Annotated in this window: 9 protein-coding genes and 2 pseudogenes; 8 read left to right on the top strand and 3 right to left on the bottom strand. The window is 61.2% G+C overall.

All coding sequences use genetic code 11. The features are described 5' to 3' along the window. Positions 1-108 precede the first annotated feature (108 nt). The 4 genes and pseudogenes from G7066_RS00860 (at position 109) to G7066_RS00875 (ending at position 4,290) form a co-directional block, all read left to right on the top strand. Positions 109-1,331: pseudogene (locus tag G7066_RS00860) on the top strand (Gfo/Idh/MocA family protein). Positions 1,332-1,382: 51 nt separating this feature from the next. Further along, positions 1,383-2,249, top strand: a complete 867-nt coding sequence (locus G7066_RS00865) for a sugar phosphate isomerase/epimerase family protein (RefSeq protein ID WP_166328338.1) — start codon at positions 1,383-1,385, stop codon at positions 2,247-2,249. A 78-nt stretch (positions 2,250-2,327) separates the two neighbouring features. Continuing rightward, on the top strand, positions 2,328-3,122 hold the full coding sequence (locus G7066_RS00870) for an SDR family oxidoreductase (RefSeq protein WP_166331833.1): 795 nt from the start codon (positions 2,328-2,330) through the stop codon (positions 3,120-3,122). A 103-nt stretch (positions 3,123-3,225) separates the two neighbouring features. Beyond that, entirely contained in the window at positions 3,226-4,290 is a 1,065-nt protein-coding gene (locus tag G7066_RS00875; RefSeq protein WP_244303118.1) for a Gfo/Idh/MocA family protein, read from the top strand. A gap of 216 nt (positions 4,291-4,506) precedes the next feature. Here G7066_RS00875 and G7066_RS00880 read toward each other — a convergent pair whose 3' ends face one another. The 3 genes and pseudogenes from G7066_RS00880 to G7066_RS00890 form a co-directional block, all read right to left on the bottom strand. Beyond that, positions 4,507-5,661 carry a CD225/dispanin family protein gene (locus tag G7066_RS00880; protein WP_166328340.1) on the bottom strand — a complete coding sequence of 385 codons (1,155 nt, stop codon included), beginning with the start codon at positions 5,659-5,661 and terminating at the stop codon, positions 4,507-4,509. Positions 5,662-5,807: 146 nt separating this feature from the next. Beyond that, a pseudogene (locus tag G7066_RS00885) lies at positions 5,808-7,222 on the bottom strand (amidase). Then, positions 7,201-7,704 carry a hypothetical protein gene (locus G7066_RS00890; RefSeq protein ID WP_166328342.1) on the bottom strand — a complete coding sequence of 168 codons (504 nt, stop codon included), beginning with the start codon at positions 7,702-7,704 and terminating at the stop codon, positions 7,201-7,203. The pseudogene G7066_RS00885 and the gene G7066_RS00890 overlap by 22 nt, the downstream one beginning before the upstream one ends. A 202-nt stretch (positions 7,705-7,906) precedes the next feature. On the opposite strand from G7066_RS00890, the gene G7066_RS00895 reads away from it, so the two are divergent. From G7066_RS00895 to G7066_RS00910, 4 genes are all read left to right on the top strand, one after another. Further along, positions 7,907-11,956, top strand: a complete 4,050-nt coding sequence (locus G7066_RS00895) for a DUF7507 domain-containing protein (RefSeq protein ID WP_166328344.1) — start codon at positions 7,907-7,909, stop codon at positions 11,954-11,956. Positions 11,957-11,976: 20 nt separating this feature from the next. Beyond that, the gene (locus G7066_RS00900; protein WP_166328346.1) at positions 11,977-12,510 is read left to right on the top strand and encodes a DUF7507 domain-containing protein; all 534 of its coding nucleotides are present in this window, start codon (positions 11,977-11,979) and stop codon (positions 12,508-12,510) included. A 252-nt stretch (positions 12,511-12,762) separates the two neighbouring features. Beyond that, on the top strand, positions 12,763-13,332 hold the full coding sequence (locus tag G7066_RS00905; RefSeq protein WP_166328348.1) for a hypothetical protein: 570 nt from the start codon (positions 12,763-12,765) through the stop codon (positions 13,330-13,332). Further along, on the top strand, positions 13,329-17,435 hold the full coding sequence (locus G7066_RS00910) for a DUF7507 domain-containing protein (protein WP_166328350.1): 4,107 nt from the start codon (positions 13,329-13,331) through the stop codon (positions 17,433-17,435). The genes G7066_RS00905 and G7066_RS00910 overlap by 4 nt, the downstream gene beginning before the upstream one ends. Positions 17,436-17,544: the final 109 nt, after the last annotated feature.

Below are 17,544 nucleotides of genomic sequence, written 5' to 3' on the forward strand. Positions count from 1 at the left end.
CGCCCGCTTGACATCCTCTACATGACGTAATTACAATTTGGACCGGTCCATATTTAATGGACCCAGCGATGACGCTGCCGATTTTGACACTCAAATGGGGCCCGCACGATGCAGAAGAACGACGATGGCACCATCACACTCGGCGTCGGCCTCATCAGTGTGGGCTGGATGGGCCAACTGCACAGCCGTGCCTACTCCAATCTGCGCTACATCTATCCACAGCTCGGGATCCGCCCGCGTCTTGTGCACGCGGCCGACACGGCCCCGGAGCGTGCCACAGAGGCCGTCGAGGTGCTCGGATATGAGCGTGCCTCGGCCGATTACCACGAGGTGCTCAACGACCCCGAGGTCGATGTTGTCTCGATCTGCGCTCCCAACTTCTTGCACGCCGAGATCGCGATTGCCGCGGCTCAGGCTGGCAAACACTTCTGGGTCGAGAAGCCCGTTGGGCGCGGCGAGGACGAGACCCGCGCGGTTTCCGAGGCGGCCGCCGAGGCCGGCGTTGTGAGCTCCATCGGCTTCAACTATCGCCACGCTCCAGCTGTCGAGCACCTGAAGAAGCTCATCGCAGATGGTGAGCTCGGACGCATCACCAACGTGCGCGGCAACATGTTTGCCGATTACTCGGCCGATCCACGAGGAGCGCTGTCGTGGCGCTTCGTGCGCAACCTCGCGGGGTCAGGTGTGCTCGGTGACCTCATGGGCCACCTGGTCGACCTCGTGCAATACACGCTCGGCCCCATTGCCGAGGTCAGCGCAATCACCTCAACCGTTTACACAGAGCGCCCCGAACTGCCCATGGGAAGCGGCACCCACTTCGCAGTGATCGAGAACGGTGAGATGAAGCCGGTCGAGAACGAAGATTACGCAGGCATGCTCGTGCGCCTGCGCGGTGACGCGGTGGCCGCCGACGCGGTCGGCACGCTTGAAGCCTCGCGCGTTGCCGTGGGCCCCGCGCCAGCTACGGCATCGAGGTCTACGGCACCAACGGGTCCGCCCACTGGGATTTTGAGCGCATGAACGAGCTGCACATTTCGAGCGGCCTCGGCGCTGCTCACCAGGGTTACACCCGGGTCATGGCTAGCCCCGGCATGGGTGATTTTGGGCTGTTCCAGCCGGGCGCTGGCACCTCAATGGGCTACGACGACCTGAAGGTGATCGAGGCGAAGAAGTTTCTCGAGGCCGTTGCGGGCCGCGCCGCGCTCAACTCGAACATTCAAGACGCGCTCTCGGCGTCTCAGGTCATCTCGGCGGCCGAGCGCTCAGCCGCTGAGCGCCGCTGGGAGTCGAGCGTTCCCGTAGAAGGCACCACCGCGGCACTCGCGAGCTGATCCCGATCCCCCGCGCCCGATCCCAACCACTCCTCAAAGAAAGCACCGCACATGAACGCACGCATCGCATCGGCCCCGATTAGCTGGGGAGTGATTGAGGTTCCCGGTTGGGGTCTGCAGCTGGATCGCGAGCGGGTTCTCGCAGAGATGGTGTCGCTCGGGATCACGGCAACCGAGTTCGGGCCGGAGGGGTTTCTGCCTGACGCCCCCGCCGAGCGCGCAGCCGTGTTGGCAGAAGCCGGTCTGAGCGCCGTTGGCGGTTTCTATCCGGTGGTGCTGCACAAAGCCGTCGAGGATCCGCTGCCCGCGATGGAGCGCGAGCTTGAGGCGTATGTTGCCGCAGGAGCGAGCACGATTGTGCTGTCAGCTGTGACCGGCGAGCAGGGTTACGACGGTGCCGCTGAGCTCACCGAGGCAGAATGGCAGACGCTGTTCGACAACCTGGATCGAGCCCAGCGCACCGCGGCTGCCGTCGGTGTTGTGGCGACGCTCCACCCCCACTTGGGCACGGTGGTGGAGCGCCCCGAAGCGGTTGCTCAGGTGCTCGCCGGATCCACGATCGGGCTCTGCCTCGACACGGGGCACTACACACTCGCCGGTGGCGATCCCGTCGAGTTGGTTCGGGATTACGCCGACCGCATCGTGCACGCTCACCTCAAAGACGTCAGCCTGGCCATTGCTGGGCGTGTGCGTGCGGGCGAGATTGACTATCGCGAGGGCGTGCGACAGGGCATGTACCAGGCGCTCGGTGAGGGTGATGCGCGCGTTGCCGAGATTGTGGCCGCGCTCGCTGCAGCTGGATACGACGGTTGGTACGTGCTTGAGCAAGACACGGTGATCGAGTCTGATGAGGACGCCGTGGTGGCATTGGAGAATGCTCGCCGCAGCGTCGAGTTTATTCGCGGGGTGGCTGCGTAGCACTCGATGAATGTCTGAGGCGCCTGCAAGACTGAGGTCACCTCACAAACCAACATCAAACGTGAAGGAGTAATGGCGATGCAGGCACTCATGCAGGGCAAGGTTGTGCTCGTAACTGGAGGCACCCAGGGGCTCGGTCGAGCCATTGCCGAGGCCGCCGCGCGCGAGGGTGCCTCAGGGGTTGCCATTGTGGGCCGTAGCGCTGAGAAAGCTGAGGTCGCGATTGCTGCGATTCGTGAGAGCGGATCGGTGGCGGGTACCGAGGTAGTCGCGATCATTGCCGATTTGAGCGTGCCGGGCGAGGCAGAGCGCGCCGTAGCAGACACCATCGCGCGCTTTGGCCGCGTCGACAGCCTGGTGAACGCGGCGGGAGCCACGAGCCGCGGTACGCTGCTCGACACAACCCGTGAGCTGCTGAACGAGCACCTGAACCTCAATACAGTCGTGCCTTTTATGACCATGCAGGGTGCCGTGGCCAACATGCGCGATCGCGGGGCACCCGGCACCATCGTCAATATCATCACGATGTCGATGCACGGCGGCCAGCCCTATCTTGCGCCGTACGTCGCGTCGAAGGCGGCCCTCGCTGGCCTCACCAAAAATGCCGCGTTTGCGCACCGCTTCGACCGCATCCGCATCAACGGCCTCAACATCGGCTGGACCGCGACGCCGGGCGAGGCCGTCACTCAAAAGACTTTCCACGACGCCGAAGATGACTGGCTCATTAAGGCCTCGGCTGCGCAGCCCATGGGCAAACTCGGCCAGCCCGACGAGATCGCCGACGCTGTGGTCTTCCTGCTGAGTGAGCGCAGCGGGGTTGTCACGGGGTCCATTATCGACTGGGATCAAAACGTTCCTGGCGCGTACGAGTAATCACAGTGGTCAACCGCGTCGATGAGGACAGGGTCCAACCAACGGTGGCCGGTGCGAGGCCGATGCGTTTCGGCGGCCGGTGCGTATGAGCGGAGGGTGCCCGATGAGTGCTGAACAAAACATGCGCGGCGCGGCTAGTTCGCGCGGGTGGGTAGAGTTGCCAAGACCACAGGTGCTCGATCCGCACAGCGGGCCGTCGCTGCGCTGGGCCATTCTTGGCAGTGGTTGGATTGCAAACCAGTTTGTTCAGGCCCTGCGTGCATCGACCAATCAGCGGGTGGTGGCGGTCGGATCCCGCAGCCTTGCCCGCGCCCAAGAGTTCGCGGCAGCACACGACATCGAGCACGCTTACGGCTCGTATGAAGAAGTCGTGGCGAGCGAAGCCGACGTTGTGTATGTGGCAACCGGACACCTTGATCACCTCGCGCACGCTGCACTCGCGCTTGAGGCAGGAAAACCCGTGCTGGTTGAAAAACCGATGACACCTCGTCTCGCAGACACAATGGCGCTGGCTGAGCTGGCTTGCTCCAAGGGTTTGTTTGTGATGGAGGCCGTCTGGACCCTCGCACTGCCACGCTTCTCGGTCGTGCGACAGGTGCTTGAGCAGGGCATGCTTGGCGAGGTCGTTGAAGTGCACGCGAACTTGGGAGAGCGCCTGGTCGATCATCACCGGGCTCTACATCCTGCGCAGGGCGGCGGTGCGATGAACGATCTGGGCACCTACCCGCTCATGTTTGTGAATGAGGTGCTGCCGGGGCTTCGGGTTCTGGCAGCGGGTGGGCAGCGACACGCAGTGCACGGCTCGGTCGGACAGTTTCACGCGATCCTGGCCGACGAGGCGGGGCGGCAGGCGACGGTGACTGCGTCGATGCTGGCCGATACTCCCTCCACCGCGTACATTGCGGGGACCGAGGCGACGCTGATTCTCGAATCACCGTTCTACCATCCGGGGCCGGTGACCGTGCGCTTCCACGACGGACGAGAGTTGCACTACGACGAGCCCCGCCTTGCGCACACCCAACTGTTCTGGGAGGCACTCGAAGTAGCCCGTTGCATCGACGCGGGCCTCACGGAGTCGCCGCTGCGTCCGCTCGATCAATCACTCGCCAGTGTCGCGCTCATGGAACGCTGCCGGGCACTGATGGGGGATCCGCTGCCCGATGTGTAAGGCAAGTCCTTACTCGGGCAATCGGGCCCTGGCGCTCGGCGGGGCCACAACCGGGGCAAAATGATCGCCGAGCAGCTAGCCGACTTCTGGGCTTGAGAGATAGAGGGGTCCACCTCTCAAGCCCGTCGGCTCGGCGCGGATAAGCCATGAGGCCCGCGCGAAGGCGTGGGTTTGACCAGATGCCGGGCACCCGATCAAACCCACGCCCCGAGATTGTTACCGGGCTGCGCCTTGCAGCGATCCGGTGGTCTTGCCCTCCCCCTCGTTCACGAGGCAGGTGATGTCGTGGGACCCCGTCAGCCAGCTGAGCCGATTCGGATACAAGAAGGCGACCGACAGCTGCGTATCCGTGAACGGAATGCCAACGAACGTGGTGAAGGAGTCACCGATGCACACCGTGTTGGCCTGCGCGCTCACTGCTTCGTCTCCGGGATAGTCACCGCGGGGAAGTGTTTCAACGTGAGTCACCTGACCATCGTGTGGCTCGGCGCAGTCCACCTTCTCTGAGCTGGTTCCAAGGTTCTCGGTTGTGATGGTGTTGATGCAGTCACCGATCGTGTAGGTGGGCGGGGTGAGAGCCTTCGAGAGGGCGGAATCTTTCTCGGTGTCGGTCTTTGTTTCGGCCTCGTCACTCTCAACACCCATGCCTAGATAGCAGTAGGTTGAGTCTTCGCTTGAATTCTTGGCGTCCAGTTTGCCGTCGACCTCAATTTCGCAGCTCACCTTTACGCCCGACGTATCGGTGAAGACATCAACGGAAAAGTCAGTTGAGTTTCTGTCGACCAGGACTGTCTTGGTGAACGACTTCTCGAACTCACTGTCGGCATGGTTGCTGTTTTCGAACTCGGTACCACCAAGCGTGCCACTGAACTCGTGAACCGCGGTTCCCTGAGCGACCGTCAATTTAAAGGTGATTTCTTTCGTTGGGCCGTCCGCCAGCGAATCGGAGTAGACGGGTGCCTCTTCGTCGGAATCGCCGAAATCGTAGGTTGATGCGGCGAGGTTCACCGAAATGATGAGCACCATGACGCTGAGAACCCAGCCCAGGGCTCCGAAGCAGGTTGCCACTATCGAAAGTGTCTTTGCGGTGCCGGCGTTTTTTGTTGCGGCGGCAGTGTCGAAAGAGTCCGCGGCTTTACGCGCAGCGACCGTCTTCAGAATTGCAAACAGGCCGATCGGCCAGCAGAGCACGGTGGCGATAATGGGAAATACGAGCGAGGGGCAAGGGGTGGCTGGCGCACTCGCCTGAGGCTCGGCCACCGGGGCCGAGCTCGGCGCGGGTACGGCCGCGGGTTCAGGTGCGGGGTCCGTCGATTGCTCCTCAGCGGGGGTCTGGGGCTGCTCGCCGGGGGTATTGATGCCGTTCTCCATGGCGGTGGGTACTCCTGTAAATCTCAACATGTAACGGGCCCAGAATCTTCTTGCCCAAATGTATAAGAGATGTTTTGTGCCCTTTTGTTACGCGGGGTGTGCAGGAATACAGCGAGGTTCGGCCCACTCTCAGCTAACGAACGCGTCTATGAGCCCATCAGCTGCGTCGCAAGTTGAAGCAGTTGACCCTCGCTGCCAACGCGGCCGATGAGCTGTACCCCCATAGAAAGGCCGCTGGGCAGGGTGAGGATCGGCACCACTATCGCGGGCAGGCCCGAGACGTTGACCATGGACGTGTAGGGTGCCCACTCGCACTGTAAGCGGTAATCTTCGTCTGGCGTGAGCGCCGTAAACGCGCCGATTCGAGGCGCATCGAAAGCAAGCCCCGGAGTCAACACCACGTCGTAGCGTCCCCACTGCAGGCGCATCTCGTCCGCGAAACGGAGCAGTTGCGAACCCGCGGCGCGGTGTGCTGCTTCAGATCGCGCGAGGGCCCGCTCACGGAACTCTCGAGTGAGCGGGGCGAGGCGATCCTCAGTTCCCGGCTGCAACTTGAGTTGGGAGAGACCGGCGGTCCAGACCGTCGTAAACGCCGCAGAATATTCGGGGTTGTAGCTGACCCTGGCCTCTTCAAGCCGGTGATTGCGACCCTCGAGTAACGCAATGGCCGCGTCTAAGGCTGCCTTGGCTTCGGTCGATAGCGAAATGGGGTAGGCCGATTCAAACGGGGAGGTGGTGCTCGCGCCGATCCGCAGTCCGCTCAGCCCGTCGGCTGAATGCACAGCTTCGAGCCCGGGCTCGCCAGCAGCGCCACGCATCGCATCAAAGAGTAATGCGGCATCCGCGGTGTCGCGAGCGAGCGGGCCGCTCACGGTGAGCCTGGGGGCACCAAAGACGTCGTGGGTGCCGTTACGAACGTCGCTCGGGATCGCGCCCAGACCCGGCTTCAGCCCAACGATTCCGCAGGCCAATGCCGGGATACGGATCGATCCACCCCCGTCGCTTCCCGGGGCGAAAGGAAGTATTCCTGCCGCGACCGCGGCAGCCGATCCCCAGATGACCCTCCGGCCGTCCTGCCGGTGTCGAGCGGATTTCGTGCGGGATCGGCGATGAGGTTCTCGGAGTAGCCGGTGAGGCCGAACTCGGGCACCTGGGTCTTGCCGAGTGAGATGGCTCCTGATCTGCGCAGGGTGGCGGCTCCGGGACCGTCCGTGGTTGCGACTTCGTGCGGCACAGCCGCGCTACCGTGGGTGGTGACGGTGCCCGCAACATCGACCAGGTCTTTGTGGGCGAGGGGGAGCCCGTGCAACGGGGGGAACCCGTGTGGTCCGCCGGATCTACCGGAGCGTTGGGCCTCGGCAAATCGACCGTCGGCGGCGGTAGCCTCGCGCATTGCCTGCTCGGCTTTCACGCTGACGAACGATCCGAGATCCGCGCGCTCAGCGATCCGCCCGAGAAAATGTTCTGTGACCTCGCGGGTGGAGAGCTCGCCCGAGTGCAGGGCAGTGCGAAGTTCGAGGGCGGTGGTAGGTAAGGAGCTCAATCGAGTGCGGCTCCACACGAGACCGCAAGCTCTTTCCTTAACTTGTCCGTGGGTTTCTTGCTCATTATTGAGCGGGCACAGTAGTGAAACCCGAGCTTGTTTTGAGGTTCAGCCTTGATGTAGAGGTACGCCGCGTGGCCTGCGTCGGACCCAGCAAAGCCGACGTCGTCGCGATCTTGCGAGGTTACGGTCCCCGCGTATGTTCCACCATCGCGGAAAATAACCCCGGCTATGCCGCCGCCATTCATGTGTCCGGCGAGAAAGATCGTACCATCCGGGGCAGTCTCGAGAACGCGCAGCGAGTTGAGATTCAGCGCATCACCGTCGTAACCAGGTGCAGCATCTTCAAGTGCCTGCTTCACCTGTTCCAGCGGACTCACCTGCTTCGGCATTGTGCTCACGAGCGCGAACGGGAATGAAATGGCGAGCGCGATCGCCACCAGAACCGCGATGATCATCAGCGGGCTCCATCCGATTGAAGTTTTTTCGCGACGGCTCATGGTGTACCTTTCCGTTGTCGCACAAGCTTAGTCGGCGCTTCTATTTGAGACCCTTGTCGAGAAAGTTCAAGGGTTCTCGGCAATTCAGAAGAAAATGTGGTTATTCTAAAACTCACTTGATCGATCCACAGGGGATTGTGCGCGGGATATGCGTGTTGCAAGGATTGATCAAAGTTTTTATCTCTAGGGGAGAACTCACAACGTGTCATTCGCGCGCAACAAAACGCTCTGGCGAGCAATCGCCATGGGGGCTGGCCTCTCGGTACTTGCAGGGCTGGTAGCTCCAACCGCGGGTCAAGCGGCCGATCCCGAGTTGGCATATCAGATTGCCATCGGGTCGGTTCAGACTGGGTCAGGTAATTTCGACGCCGATGACGGACCCGGAAACGACTCGGGCCCGGATAACAATATTGTGCGCTCGTTCGATGTGGTGACGTATGAGCTCGAAGCGTCGGTCAATTCAACGACCGGAGCGACGGGCACCGCCACAAACGCGGTGTTTACGTTTGCACTTCCCGACGGAATGACGTGGAACACGCTGCCCGGCACATGCCTGACCACCACCACACCAGCATCCTCTATTAGTACTGATGGCAAAACGGCCGTCTGTAACATCGGTGATGTGGCCCTCGGAGCTGCTCGCGGTGTTGCGCTGAGTGCTTCGGTCGCCAATCTACCAAACGCGAATCCGCTCGATTTCGCGCCTGATGCGCTGAGCTTTGCGACGGACAACGCCACTACTCCCGCTGTCACCGTAACCCCAGACTCGCTCGTGAGTTCGGGAGCACCGAACATCAACATGACCAAGCTGGTGCCCTTCGTTGCGAAGAACCAGCTCGGACCAGACGGCGTTACCCGTGGGTGGTTGCTTCAGTACGGCGTGACGTTTTCGATTCCAGACATTCAGGGTAAGGGGCGAAAGGGGTACCTCACCCCGTCGGGTCCGCTGACCTTTACCGACGATTTTTCACAGGTGAGTCCCAACGCCCAGTTTGTGCGTGTCGAGACCGGTGCCGTCACGAATCATCAGGAACTGCCACAGTTCAGCACTCTGGGGCTTAACCTGCCCAACGCCATCAACAACGGTGGTGTGTGGACGGCGACACCGGATCAGGCAAACCAGCGTGTCACCGTGACCGTCACGGGGGCCGACCTGACCGCGTCGCACATTCCGACCATTAGCCGCGGCGGTCAGCCGATTACCGACAAGGGGTACCTGACGTTCGGTAAGGTCATCATTTTTGTTCCGTTGACCGACGTTCCCGTTGACGATGCCACGGGCGAAGGCAGTCTTGCGATCAGCAACCTCGTCACAGATTTTGCGCCGACCGGCCCGCACTTTAACGGCTCGACCGTCGCAAACATTGGTGAGAATCCCTCAGACAACCGCCAGAACCAGAGCCTTGTTCGCCAGGCGGCCGGCGAGTTTTCGAAGCGCTTCGCCGACGTGATCAATAGCTCAAGCACACCTTACCTTGTTGAAGGGATGGTGTCTGATCGCTCTGGCAACGGCACCTTAGCCAAGGGCCAACAAGTGCAAAGCTATGTGAGCTTGACCAACACCTCGTCTGATGGTGACTACAGCGCCACCACGGTGTGCGACATCTGGGACTCGCAATACCTGAATCTGGCGCGCTATACCGTGACTCCAGACGCGCGCTGGGCAAACCCTGACGGTAACCCGACGAGTGCAACGGGATCGGCGGCTGCCAAGGGGCACTTCGAGTATCTGACCGGGTACTCCTTCACGGGTACAGACGCTCAGCGGTGGCAGACCATGCGCACCTTTACGTGCGCTGACAACGCGGGAACCTGGACCACTCAAGCAGACGCACTTGCCAATCCCTCGTTTGATCTGACGCAGGTGCGCGCCGTGCGCTGGGTGGCTGACCAGCCCATTCCCGCGGGTGAAACGAGCACCATGCTCATTAATCTCGAGGCAAAGACCGCAATCCCTGAAGGGCAGATCGTTGCCAACATGGCTGGTTGGCGAGTGCCAGAGCTGCTTAACGGCGCCTACCGCTTCCCGAACTACATTCCAGAGACCGGAAGAACCTCTGGCGGTTTTACGCCAACTCAAGGGGACCGCCTCACCGCGGTGCGGGCACCACTGGCGTTGACCAAAAACGTGACCTTCCCAACGGCGAGTAATCCGCGTGTTGTTGCCGGTGGAGCAGCTCAGTTCACTATTACACCCGCGTTCCGCACCGTCGGCCGCCCTGGACCCTTCACTGCGACCGACGTGACAGTCACTGACCGTATCCCGGCGGGCATGTCGATTGTGCTTGATCCGGGAACGGTCAGTGGACAGTCAGTGAGCGCACCCAATCACACCCCGACATCAGTCACTGTGTTGCCTGATGGCACTACCGAGGTCGTGTGGACATTTGACGAGATCTCGACGGGTAGTATTCCCTCCATCGTCTATTGGGTGGCGACCGAGTCGACCAGTCGTGGCGATTTTGTGAACACGGCGATTATTCGTTCACCCGATGATTCTCAGTCGCCGGCAGCCTCAGACACGGCACCGTCCACGACCGATGCACACCGTTCCTCAGCCAACATTGGCGTCGATGGCCAGGCGGGCATTGCCGTGAGTAAAGCCGTGCTGAACCCGTTCATTTCTGCCGGTGATGACTTTTCGTTTGAGATCACAACGGCCAACGGTTCGCAGTCTGTCACGCAGACCGGGGCAACCGTCATCGACGTGTTCCCGTTTATCGGTGACGGCGCTGCGGGAGTGGTGAGTCGTGTGCCAGCAACCGACAATGCTTCTCAGTTCAAGCTTGCGGGGGAGCCGACAGTTCCCGCTGGAGCGACCGTTGATTACACGACTGATTCAGCTGCAGCCGTGCAGGCCTCGCAGACGCTCGGCGCCGGACAGGGGCCAACATTTGGGGGCTCTGTCACCTGGCAGTCGTTTGCTGCTGTGCAGGCTCACCTTGAAGATGTGACGGCTATTCGAGTACACCTACCCCAAATGGGTCCGGTCTCGACGCAAAAGTTCCGCTACACCCTCACCCACATGGACGGTGTTGAGGGCGGCTACTTTGCGAACAATGCAACCTTCCGCACGACCCAAGCGGCCCTCGGAGTTGTATCGAACACGGTAACGACCAGAATGGTCCCCGAGCAGCCTTCGATTCAGCTGAACAAGAGCGCTTCGACCCCGAACAATAGTGAGCAGTTTGCTGTTGGTGAAACAGTCGACTATCGCTTTGAGGTGACCAACAGTGGGCTCGTTCCACTCACGGGAGTGACCGTTGACGAGAGCAGTTTTGTGAATGGGGCCGGGGATCCGCTGACCCTCACCACCCCGATCACTGCAATCGAGCCGGCAGACTTCGACGGCACTCTGGCCGTGGGGGCGAGCGCTACGTTTGGAGCCTCGTACGTGGTGACGCAGGCAGATATTGATGCGGGTGGCCAGCTGACCAACGTCGCTACGACCACGGGCAATCCTCCGACCGGAGGCCCCGTAACCGACGAGAGTAATGTCTCGGTGAGCACCGGTGATCCCGAACCCGGAATCTCGCTGATAAAGCAGGCCCAATCTGAGCCAGCGAACGGCACCGGTTTTGTGGTGGGCGAAAAGCTCAACTACTCCTTCACCGTGCGCAACGAGGGCAACGTGACCCTGAGTGATGTGAACGTTGTCGAGGGCGACTTTACAAACGGAGCGGGCGAGCCGCTGGTGCTCGACGAGGGACCGACCCCGCCGGCTGGATTCACGGGGCAATTGAGTCCCGGCGAGCAGGCGGTGTTCACCGGAAGCTACACGTTCACGCAGGCAGACATTGACGCTGGTGGAGTGATCACGAACAACGCGACTGCGTCGGGAACCGATCCCTTCGGTACCGATGTTGATGACGACGACACAGTCAATACGAGCACGGGTGTTGCGACCCCCGCAATCGGGCTTGTGAAGAGCGCGTCGGCGGCCGCAAACGGTGTCGCGTTCCAGCCGGGTGAAACGGTCGCCTACACCTTTGTTGCAATCAACACGGGTGCCGTAACGCTGCACGATGTGACGCTGGAAGAAACCAGTTTCACTAACGGAGCGGGAACACCACTGACTCTCATGAAACAGCCGACGCCCACTAAACCCGCTGACTTCGACGGCACGCTGCGTGTAGGTGACAGCGTGACCTACACCGCGAACTATGTGGTGACGAAGGAGGATGTTGCCGCCGGGGGAGCATCGCAAACGCTGCGCGCATTACTGGCACGCCAACCGTTGGAACTCCGGTAACCGACGAGAGCGACGTTTCTGTGAACATTGATGCTCCGGCACCCGCCCTGAGTCTGGTGAAGTCGGTGACCAACCTTCCCGCATCGGGCAAGTTCGCCGTGGGCGACACCGTGAACTTCTCGTTCGAGGTAAGAAACACGGGCAACATGCCGCTCAGCGGTGTTGCAGTTACCGAGAAGAGCTTCACTAACGCGGCTGGTAGCAAGCTCTCGCTCACCTCTGGGCCGACAGCTGCTCCCGGATTCAGCGGATCCCTCGCGCCTGGTGAGCAGACCGTGTTCACGGGCACCTACGTGGTGACGGAAGAGGATCTGGGCGGCGAACTCACCAACACGGCGGCGGCTTCGGCTGAAACCGTGACCGGGGAGCAAGTCAGCGCAGAGTCAACCGTTTCCGCCCTGATTCAAGCGGTGAGCACGTCGGTCCCTGGCACACTGCCGACCACGGGTGCGGCAATCGGTGGGCTTGTCGCGGCGCTGTTGCTCGCAATGAGTGCTGGCGCGGTGCTGATCCTTCGTCGCCGTCGCGAAGTTGGGGTCGGGATCGACCGCTAACTCTCTGACTAGCTGATCCTGGGTGTGCCTTCGCGGGTGCACCCAGGATTTTTTGCGTTAAAAACTTTCCTCGTTTTCGTAATTGAGACGGGGCGCACCTGTCTTTACCTTCTGATGCCACTGTGTGGGCCCGTGCGCCCATTGTTTGATGATGTGGCCTACGAAGATAGTTCAGGAGTTCGATTGGTTCAGGAAACACGGAGGCGGGCCTCCCGGTTTAGTCTGCGAAGAAGTCTTTCATTCGCAACGATTATGGCGCTCATCGTGGGGGCGAGCGTCGGCACGGCCACTGTTGCTCAGGCTGCTAGCGGCGTCAACATTTCACTTTCGGTGCTGGCTGATGGCAGCCCGGCCTGGGATGATCTCGACACGGATGCTAACGGACTAGCGAACGGTATCGTGCGCACGAGCGACACGATTTCGTATAACTGGAACATTCTCACGGACCGTGAAGCCAAGGGCGTCAAGTTCGAGCAGAGGCTTCCTGCCGGAGTGACATGGGACTCTGGGATGGCCTCGACCAACTGCGCGATCACTGAGGCGGGTGCACTGCTCACCTGCACGATGGATCTGGCTAAGGACGCATCGAGTTCGTACACGGTTGTTGCAAACGTGAGCAACACGGTTCCTCGCGGCACCGTCATTGACACCTTCCTCACCACCACCATCGACGACGGCAGCGTGCAAACATCGGCGACTGTCTCGACCACGGTCGTGGCACAGCCGCGCGTTGATCTTACGGTTCCAGCGGTAGCGGGCACCGGCCTCAGCACCTCTCCCAGGGCGAGCCAGGTTACGTCTACACCGTCTACACCGGTGTGATCTCGAACAACACCAATAAGGCGAAGGGTAACGAACCGATCGTCTCAGATTTCTCGTTCCAGCAGTTTGCCAATGAGATCGCGCTCGGTGCGCGTCTGTGGACCTGGGGTGCAAACCCCTGTGGCGTGAACGGTCGAGGCCAGCAGACCAATTCAATGCCCTTCGGGAGCATCGGCATTATCGGCGCCGCAACGGCCGACAACGCCGCGTCCAATAGCGGCACGTGGACCTGTTCGCAGACCGCACCCGGCGACCCCATCACCATTTCGGTGACCGGGGCAGACACGACAGTACCTAGCCAGCCGAACAAGACCATCGGCGGCTCGAGCATTGCTACTGAGCGTGCCTACATCGCTGCCGGCTACGTCTCGGTCTGGGTTCCACTGAGCGCCCTCCAGCCGAGCGGCGAAATGATCGTGAAAATGCGCGTTGGCGGCTTTGACCCCGACTCCGTCAGCGGCCAGTCGAACTACGGCGCGGGCTTCGAACAGGGCAGCGAACCAAATTTCGTTCCCTGCAGCAACACTCCGGGTGGCGCTAACGGCACTGCCGGAAACGACAACTGCTACACCGTGCGCATGACCGATCGTGGTGGCCAGTCCGACATTGGTTTTGTGCGTAACCCCACTCTCGACACCACCTCCGCCAACATGGTGAACGCGCAGGCGAAGTACCAGTCGGGCGAGGGTGTTGTCGGCACCGACGAGAAGTTTTACCTGCGTACAGGACTCGGTAATACTGGTGTCCTGCCCATGTCGAACGGTCAGCTCTGCGTACGTTTTGATCCGAAGCTGCTGCAGATTGACACCTCTCAGTCGTTTGTGATGATGTCTGGTGGCAACCCACGCCCGCTCTCTGAAGCGACTATCGAGTTCAGCTCGCAGAGCTACGCTTCTGAAGCCGAAATGCGCGGCAATGACTGTGATGCTGGCCCCTGGGAAGCCTCGGCGAGTGCCGTAGCCGGAGGAGCCTCGGCCGTTACGACGGTTCGTGTGACCTTCCACAACGACATTGCTCCCGGCGGCTCAATGCGATTCTTCCTGCCGTTCGTGGCTCAGTCGAACCCGCCCACTACGGTGCTGCCCGCCTACCTCGTTTCGAAGTGGAACGGACGTGCGAGCTGGTCAAAGGGCACCTACGTTGCTGCTGACCACTCCGGCTACGGTGGCGACCGCGTAAACCAGGCGGGTGCGCTCGTGCGCACTTCGATCTCTTCTCCTGGAGTTTCGAGCGCATCACCAGGTACCCCAGTGAAGTTCGAGGTGGCCTCAACGATCACCCCGTCTTCACTGGCACCCATCGCTCGCGATGTGAAGGTTGTTGTGAACATCCCGTCGTGCCTCGAGTACGTTGCGGGATCGGCCATCGCAATTGGCGGCGTCGACCCTGTATACGTGGCTGCTGACCCGGGCCCCGACGGCCTCACCTGCACCGCAGATGACAAGGACGCCGTCTCGACCCTGACGTGGACGCTCGGTGACTGGCCCGTCGCAGATGCGCTGCCCGTGCTGACGTATGAGGCACAGGTACCGGTGAATGCTCCTGTGCCCGTGACGCTGCCCACCACCGCTGTTATTTCGTCGCCGGACGACGCGTCGACAGAGCCATACCGTACCTCGAATTCCGGTCTTGCCGTGAACGGCTTCAGTGAGTTTGCTGTTGCTAAGCGCGCACCCGCCGAGATTGAGGTCGGGGATCCCGTGCCTTACCGCCTGTCGTGGGCGAACCGCCTTTCGGCTCCGGTCGGATCGGCCGAGCTGGTGGATATTCTGCCGAACACGGCCGATGGCCGTGGCACTACCTTCGCTGGAGTGTTTAGTTACCTGTCAACGGTCGGCACACTGGGTGTCGAGTCACTGTGGTTCACGAACGCCTCGATCGCTGAGCTGCAGGCGGATCCGCACAGCGTCAACATCGCGTGGAGCGCGACGCCGATGGCCGACGCAACCGCCATCAAGGTGCGTACCGTTCCGGTTACTCCTGGCGGGTTCGGCTACATCGACCTTGAGTTCGAGGCGACCGACTCGAAGAAGGGTGATCTGCTCAAGAACTCGATCGCGAGCACCAAGATCGAGGGTCTCTCGCAGATCATCGGCGAGGCTGGCCGCACGACGACCAAGGTGACCGCTTCCTCCATCGGAAACACCGTCTGGAACGACGCAAACGGCAATGGCGAGCACGACAAGGGTGAGGCTGGGGTTGCCGGAATCAATCTGGAGCTCTCTGGCTACTCGTTTGGGCCGGACGGCATTGATGACGGTGGTGCCGGTGACGACGAGGCTGTTTCGTTGACCACCACGACAGACGCAAAGGGTGAGTACTCCTTCGGTAGCCTGCACTCCGGGTCGTACACAGTCACGATCGTCGACGACCTTGCGGCGATGGGCTGGCGCATGACCGCTGACCCGGCCGAAAACGCAGATCCGGTGCAGACCTTCAACACCACCGTCGCCAAGAGCAGCGACCTGACCAACGTCAACTTCGGTGTGCTTGAGGTGCTGCCCGCGCTGACACTCGTGAAGACTGAAAAGTCGTGGGCTGACACCAACGGCAATGGTTTGCGCGATGAGGGTGACGTGCTCACCTTCGACTTCGCTGTGAGCAACACCGGCAATGACACCGTCACTGGCGTTGCCGTGACGGACCAGCTTGTCGGCGTGAGCGCGGTGACCTGTGCTGACACCACGCTCGCGGTGGGCGCCTCCACCAACTGTTCGGCTACCTACACCGTGATCGAGGCCGATCAGCTGGCGGAGACGCTGACCAACACGGCTACGGCCATCGGAACCGATGCGCTCGGCCGCTCGGTTACGACCGGTCGCGCTGAGGTTACCGTGCCGCTCGACGCGGTTCGTGACATCACGCTCACGAAGACGGTTGAGAGTGTTGACACCGACGCAGATCAGCTCGTTGACGAGGGCAGTGTGATCCACTACCTGTTCAAGGTTGAGAACACGGGCAACACCCGCCTGCTGAACGTTGACCTGAGCGACGATCTTGCGGGACTGAGCGCACTCGTGTGCGACACCCCTGCCGGAGACGCAAAGGCTGCCGAGCTACTGCCCGGCGAGGCCTTTGAGTGCCGCGCCACGGTTGACGTGACGCTTGCAGACGTCACGAGTGGCGAGGTGAAGAACACCGCCAGGGTCACGTCCGTGGATCCCAATGATGTTGTGGTGGAAGACGAGGATGCCGTTGTCACGCCCACGAACCTGATTCTCGGGCTAGAGCTGAGCAAAAAGATCACCGGCGTGAAAGACGAGAACACCAACAAACTCAACGACGCGGGCGACGTGATCTCGTACGAGATCGCAGTGAAGAACACGAGCAACGTGAAGCTCACGGGAGTCAAGGTGATCGATGAGCTCAAGGGCCTCGGTAAGCTGGACTGTGACATTACCAACGGTGAACTCGCTGCCGGCGCGAGCATGGTCTGCAAGGCCGACTACACGGTCACCGAGGCAGACACCTATGCGGGTGAGATCGTCAACGATGCACACGCTGTTGCGAAGAACCCGACCGGTGACGCTGTTGAGAGCCTCGAAGACACCGTGCGTCAGCCGCTCGATGCGCGTCCGTCGCTGAATGTGGTCAAGACCATCGAGAAGGTGAAGGGCTCCACGAACAAGAAGGTCGCGTACACCGGTGACACCGTGACGTTCGGTTTTGACATTACAAACACAGGAAACCTGTCAATGTTCGATGTTAAAATTATTGACGGCTTGAAGGGCCTCTCGGCGTTTAGCTGCGAGAACCCGCTGACAAAGATCGCACCCGGTGACACTGTTCACTGCACCGCGAGCTATGTCGTTACCAAGGGCGATGAGCAAGCCCGCAAGGTGACCAACACGGCCTTCGTTACCGGACACCCGTCCGCAGTGTCGAATCCGCTTGTCACGAGTGCTGACTCCACGGTTGTTCGCGCCGTTACGAAGGCACCGGACAAGATCGAGAAGCCGAAGAGCGGTGGCCCGAAGAACGAGGAGACTGGCCTCGCTCTGACCGGTGGGGAGATCGGTGGGGTTGCCCTCGCTGGTGTGCTCTTGGTGGTGCTTGGTGGCGTACTGGTTGTGCGCCGACGCAAGTCGGCTGATCAGAACTAAACCGTTTGAAAGCGCGTAGTAATACGCGCCGCAAGAACACGCAGCGGTGGCCGCGGCAGCACACATGTGCTGCCGCGGCCATAGGTCGTTGCGGCCGCCAATGGCGGAA

The sequence above is a fragment of the Leucobacter coleopterorum genome (assembly GCF_011382985.1).
Taxonomy (GTDB): domain Bacteria; phylum Actinomycetota; class Actinomycetes; order Actinomycetales; family Microbacteriaceae; genus Leucobacter; species Leucobacter coleopterorum.